Here is a 5119-nt window from a genome sequence, read left to right as displayed (position 1 = left end):
TTCTTGTATTTCATATCTCAAATTTATCTATTTGAAATTTAAAATATCACTCCGAATTTATTGGGGGCTAAAATAATTTATAACAATTAGAAGGTATAGAATTTTGTTTAGTTTGTTTATTTCTAGTTATATGTTTTCTACTCGCTTTTCAATTTTTTCAAAAAGTCCATAATATGAGTCTCTTTGTCTTCTTTGTTTTACAATTTCTTTATTTATTATTTCTTTATTAAAATAGTAAACCATTCCATTTTCCCATGAATTCCAAACCTCTTTAGGGATTCTACCTTTGGTTTTCCATAGATATTCTTCCGCACAAAAATTCAAGTAATCTACTATTAACTTTTCGTTTTCTGGAGACAATTGATAGTTTTCATTTAATTCTGATAGCTTAATAATTTCTTCTAAATTATCATTGAATCTCAAATCATACTTTGTGTTAAATTCAGTAAATAATTCTTTAAATATTTTGTCGTTTTCAGTTTTGTACTGTCTAGTACCAAGAGAAAGAGAAATTCCAGTTGCTATTATTGCACCTAAAACTTCGACTTTTTCATTCGTAAAATAGAAAAGCAGGATTCCAATTATCATTGAAATCAGGTTAATAAATATTATGTCAGCGTATTTTTTCAAATGTTTGGCAACGGTTTTGGCTAGGCTTTGTGCGGGAAGAAAATCGCCAAGATTTTCGGACTGGACTAAGCCGAAGCTTTTTGTTTGGTTTTGTCTCTTTGGTTATCACAAAGCCAAATCAACAAGATTTGGCGACCTAGTAAATATACACAAAACTTTGAGAAAGCACAGAACCCGCATTAAGTTTAGCCGGTGTTGTAAAAAGTTTTTAATTAAGATTTATCCATTCTTCACCATTCCATATTTTTAATTTTTTGGTGTTATAATCATAATAAATCAAGCCTTCACTGACTTCTTTAGGTTCTTCATTGAGAGGAATAAACCTAAGAGAACCATTAATTTTCAAATCTGCATTTATATCTAATTTATCTGTTTTAAAATCTCCATAAATTAAAGGTGAATTAGATTCAGAACTTTCAATTATGAGCTTATTAGAAAAGTCTCCATGTTGTCTTCCAGCATGAGTACCAATAACAATATTTCTGTCTCCTAGTTTGCCTTGAGCAGCAGCTTTACCAATTATGACATTGTTCTGACCTTGTACATTACCTCCAGCATAATTTCCAAGAATTACATTTCCATATCCTCGTGAGTTAACTCCAGCATGATAACCAACTAATAGAGAGTTACGAGTCATATGTGAAGTCGCTCCAGCCGAATTACCTATAAAAACATTTTCACTCGCTTTATTATATTTCCCAGCATCAATCCCTACATAGGTAACATGTTTTCCATAATATCCTTTTCCTTTTTCAATAATTTCATAATTAGGGCTTTGTAAAGATTCAATTTCCTTTTCAAGAATTGCTATTCTTTTGTTTATTCCACATGAGCTTAAAACTAATGTAAATATTATAATTATATAGTGTTTCATTTTTTAATTTTTTACAACGGTTTTGGCTAGGATTAGTACGGGAAGAAAAGGAGCAGAGCCTTTTCGAGCACGGACTAAGCCGAAGCCTTTTTTTTGGTTTTATTTTTCTATTACAAAGCCAAATCAAAAAGGATTTGGCGACTTAGTAAATATACACAAAACTTTGAGCAAGCACCAAAACCCGTATTAATTTTAGCCGGTGTTGTAAATAGTAGTTTTTAATCTGTAGGTTTTTCTTGAAATTTAGTAAATCCAAATACTTCAATTTGATTTTCATTAATTCTAAAAACAACAGTATATCCTTTATAGATTAAATCTCGAATAGCTTCATTTTCAAAATAGATTGATTTTCGAAATAAATATGGGTTTTCAGGAATTTCTTTTATTCGTTGAATAATTTCAGTCTTTAAATTTTTAGCAGATTTTGGACTTTTCTTAGCGATATACTTTAATTGTCTTTCTAGTCTTTCAACAAAAGTATCCTTATATATTATTCTCATAAAACAGTTAAATTATTCCATTTAATCTGTTTTCAAATTCTTGTTGAGATACGAATTTTGCTTTTCCGCTCTCAATTTCGTTCAATTCTTTATGTAAATATTTTGAAGTAGTAGTAAAGTCAGAACTTTCACTTACAATCTCAACCTCTTCTGTATTAAACTTACTCAATAACCAAATAAATTTGTCGTAGACTTTATCGCTGATTTTTAATTGTATAGTGTACATAATATTTCATTTTAAACAAAAATACAAAAAGGAATTTTCAATAAATAATTTCTTTCACTATTATTTACAACGTTGTTGTATATGGTTTGTTGCGTGATCAAGTCACTAAGTTAGTAAATAAAAACTGAATAGAAAATCCGCGAGGATTTTCGTAAGTAGGCTAGAACTAGCAATAAATTATATACGGTGTTGGCAACAGTTTTTATTATTCAGATTACAGTATGTCGTTTAAATCTTGTCTTCCGACAATTGCCATTATTTCAACAACGTCATTATTTATTTTATAGTAAATACTATCTATTCCGCAAACACATCTTCTATAGTCTTTTTTTATATAATCAACTGACTCGAATGAAAAAGGCCTTTGGGAAATAATTTCAAAATATTTAAAGAATGATTCAAAATATTTATCCGCTTGAGTCATTCCAAATTTTTTAACTCCATAGTGATGGATTCGGATTAAGTTATTTTTAGCTTCGTTACTTAATCGATATTTAGCCATTTAGTAAAGTTTTTGATTGAGCTAAAATTTCATTTTTTGATTCGCTTGTAAATCCGCTATTTTCAGCTTTTTCCAATTTAGTTCGAACCCAATCAATTTCGACTTGTTGTTTTCTAGCTTGTCTAATTAAATCGTTTACTAATTCGCTTTTGCTTGAATATTCTTTTCCATTGACTTGTGCTTTCAGCCATTCGTCGTTAGGTTCTGTAAATGATATACTTTGTCTTGACATAATTCAATTATTTGGTGTAAATATACATCAATTTCGAATCATGTCCAAATTGTTGCCAACGGTTTTGGCTAGGATTAGTACGGGAAGAAAAGGAGCAGAGCCTTTTCGAGCACGGACTAAGCCGAAGCCTTTTTTTTGGTTTTTATTTTTCTTATTACAAAGCCAAATCAAAAAGGATTTGGCGGCTTAGTAAATATACACAAAACTTTGAGAAAGGACAGAAACCCGTATTAAGTTTAGCCGGTGTTACCTAACGTTTTATTCTTTGATATAAATTATTCCTTCACAATTGTCAGGATCACCAATTGAAAATAATATAGCATAATTATTTCCTTTCGTCTCAAATCTAACAACTTTCGTTTCTAAATCAATAATATTTTCTTCGTTATTATAAAAATGTATCCATTTTCCTCTGTTATTAAAAAAAGTATTTATTGTATCGGATATATAATATTTACCATTTTTAGATAATTTTATTTCATTTGGGAAGTTGATTTTTTTGTTTTTAATTTTATAAGTTCCTATGATTTTATTGATGTTTATTTTTTTCTCGATTTTTTCATAACCTCTATCCCAGTTACAGAAGATAGGATGACATGAAATAAGAAAGAATGAAATTAAAATTTGAATATATTTCATTTATTTAAGTATTTAATATGGCTAACTTCACCAAGTTCCCAATTTACATTAAGTTTTCAGTATCAATTTTACAGTTTCTTAAAAGTTATATTTGATTGATTTTTATGTTATCCATTTATTCCAATACCACTTTCATAAAAACCACCTCTTTTCTTTTTTCTTAATTTATCTCGTTTAGTTTTTGTCATTGTTTCTACTTTGTCATCTAAGAGCTCTGATATTAAAAAGTACCAAATAAAAGGTATGATAAAAATCATTATTGAATTAATTAGTTTTTGTATCGAGGTAAGAACTTTATTTTTTAATATTTTTCGAAGTGTAAAGAAATTAAAAATCAAGTATATAACGATTATAGCGTATAATATGATTTCTTTTTTTTCCATTGCTTAGATTTTATGTTAGGTAACGGTTTTGGCTAGGATTAGTACGGGAAGAAAAGAAGCAGATCCTTTTCGAACACGGACTAAGCCGAAGCCTTTTTTTTTGGTTTTATTTTTCTTATTTCAAAGCCAAATCAAAAAGGATTTGGCGACTTAGTAAATATACACAAAACTTTGAGAAAGCACTCAAACCCGTATTAAGTTTAGCCGGTGTTGCCTGTAGTTTTTTGTTTTATATTTCAATTTCAACCATTTCTGCTCTAGCTCCAAAACGAATAGGTAAAATACTTGTTCCAATTCCTTTTGATATATACATTTTCGGTTCAGATTCTTTATACCAACCTTTTAAATATTTTCCACTTCCCTGAGGTTTGAAAGGAACAATTCCTAAAAATGTAATTTGTCCACCATGAGTATGTCCAGATAATACTAAATCAATATTTAAGCTTCCTTTTTGTTTTGTAATAATGTCTCTATGTTCAGGACAATGTGATAAAACAATATTAGTTTCAGTTTGTTTTAAATTTTCAATAGCTTTTTCAAAATCAGCATTTCCACCTACAAAATCATCAATTCCAATTATCGATATTTCTCTATTTCTAATATTGATTGTTCTGTTTTCGTTTATTAATAATTCACAGTTATTTTTAGAAAAGACATTTTTCAACTTTGTCAAGTTAACATTTCCCCAATATTCCCAATTTCCTGTAATTGCATATTTTGGAATTGATTTATCTATTAATTCTAGAAATTCGTTTAAAGAATCTATTTTTTCAGTTTTGTCAACAGAATCTCCAGTAATAAATACAATATCAGGTTTTTTAGAGTTTATTTTTTTGGCAATAGACATGTGAAAGTATCTTAATTTATCAAAATGTAAATCTGAGATTTGAATGATTTTTATTTTGTTTTTATTGGATTTAGAAATGTCAAAATGATTCCACTCGATAACGTATTTTTCAAACCATAATGAATCTAAAACAATTAATCCAATTGTAGATAAAATTCCTGTTTTGATAAATTTTCGTCTAGTTAAAATGCTCATTTTTAAATTACTGGCAACGGTTTTGTATAAAAATCAGTTTGTGAGAAAACAGGCCTAGCCTTTTCGAACGAGCTGATTTGACATGGTTTAA

9 protein-coding genes are annotated in these 5119 nt (G+C 28.5%); all 9 read right to left on the bottom strand.

From position 1 onward, the window contains the following. Positions 1–126: 126 nt before the first annotated feature. Entirely contained in the window at positions 127–630 is a 504-nt protein-coding gene (locus tag Q4548_RS16435; RefSeq protein ID WP_303457061.1) for a hypothetical protein, read from the bottom strand. A 208-nt stretch (positions 631–838) separates the two neighbouring features. Continuing rightward, entirely contained in the window at positions 839–1504 is a 666-nt protein-coding gene (locus Q4548_RS16430; RefSeq protein WP_303457059.1) for a hypothetical protein, read from the bottom strand. A 218-nt stretch (positions 1505–1722) separates the two neighbouring features. Continuing rightward, a complete protein-coding gene (locus Q4548_RS16425) occupies positions 1723–2004 on the bottom strand; it encodes a type II toxin-antitoxin system RelE/ParE family toxin (RefSeq protein WP_303457056.1) in 282 nt (93 codons plus the stop codon). A gap of 7 nt (positions 2005–2011) precedes the next feature. Next, positions 2012–2230, bottom strand: a complete 219-nt coding sequence (locus Q4548_RS16420; protein ID WP_303457053.1) for a tRNA pseudouridine synthase A — start codon at positions 2228–2230, stop codon at positions 2012–2014. A gap of 214 nt (positions 2231–2444) precedes the next feature. Continuing rightward, the gene (locus Q4548_RS16415; RefSeq protein ID WP_303457050.1) at positions 2445–2732 is read right to left on the bottom strand and encodes a type II toxin-antitoxin system RelE/ParE family toxin; all 288 of its coding nucleotides are present in this window, start codon (positions 2730–2732) and stop codon (positions 2445–2447) included. After that, a complete protein-coding gene (locus Q4548_RS16410; RefSeq protein ID WP_036578964.1) occupies positions 2725–2964 on the bottom strand; it encodes a CopG family transcriptional regulator in 240 nt (79 codons plus the stop codon). The genes Q4548_RS16415 and Q4548_RS16410 overlap by 8 nt, the downstream gene beginning before the upstream one ends. Positions 2965–3222: 258 nt before the next feature. Further along, the gene (locus tag Q4548_RS16405) at positions 3223–3603 is read right to left on the bottom strand and encodes a hypothetical protein (protein WP_303457047.1); all 381 of its coding nucleotides are present in this window, start codon (positions 3601–3603) and stop codon (positions 3223–3225) included. A 107-nt stretch (positions 3604–3710) separates the two neighbouring features. Continuing rightward, a complete protein-coding gene (locus Q4548_RS16400) occupies positions 3711–3986 on the bottom strand; it encodes a hypothetical protein (protein WP_303457044.1) in 276 nt (91 codons plus the stop codon). Positions 3987–4215: 229 nt separating this feature from the next. Next, positions 4216–5028 carry a metallophosphoesterase gene (locus tag Q4548_RS16395; RefSeq protein ID WP_303457042.1) on the bottom strand — a complete coding sequence of 271 codons (813 nt, stop codon included), beginning with the start codon at positions 5026–5028 and terminating at the stop codon, positions 4216–4218. Positions 5029–5119: the final 91 nt, after the last annotated feature.

Origin of the sequence: Wenyingzhuangia sp. 2_MG-2023 (assembly GCF_030548295.1) — a bacterium.
Classification (GTDB): domain Bacteria; phylum Bacteroidota; class Bacteroidia; order Flavobacteriales; family Flavobacteriaceae; genus Wenyingzhuangia.
Note: the sequence above shows the minus strand (reverse complement) of the source record. Positions and strands in the feature narration are given on the sequence as shown.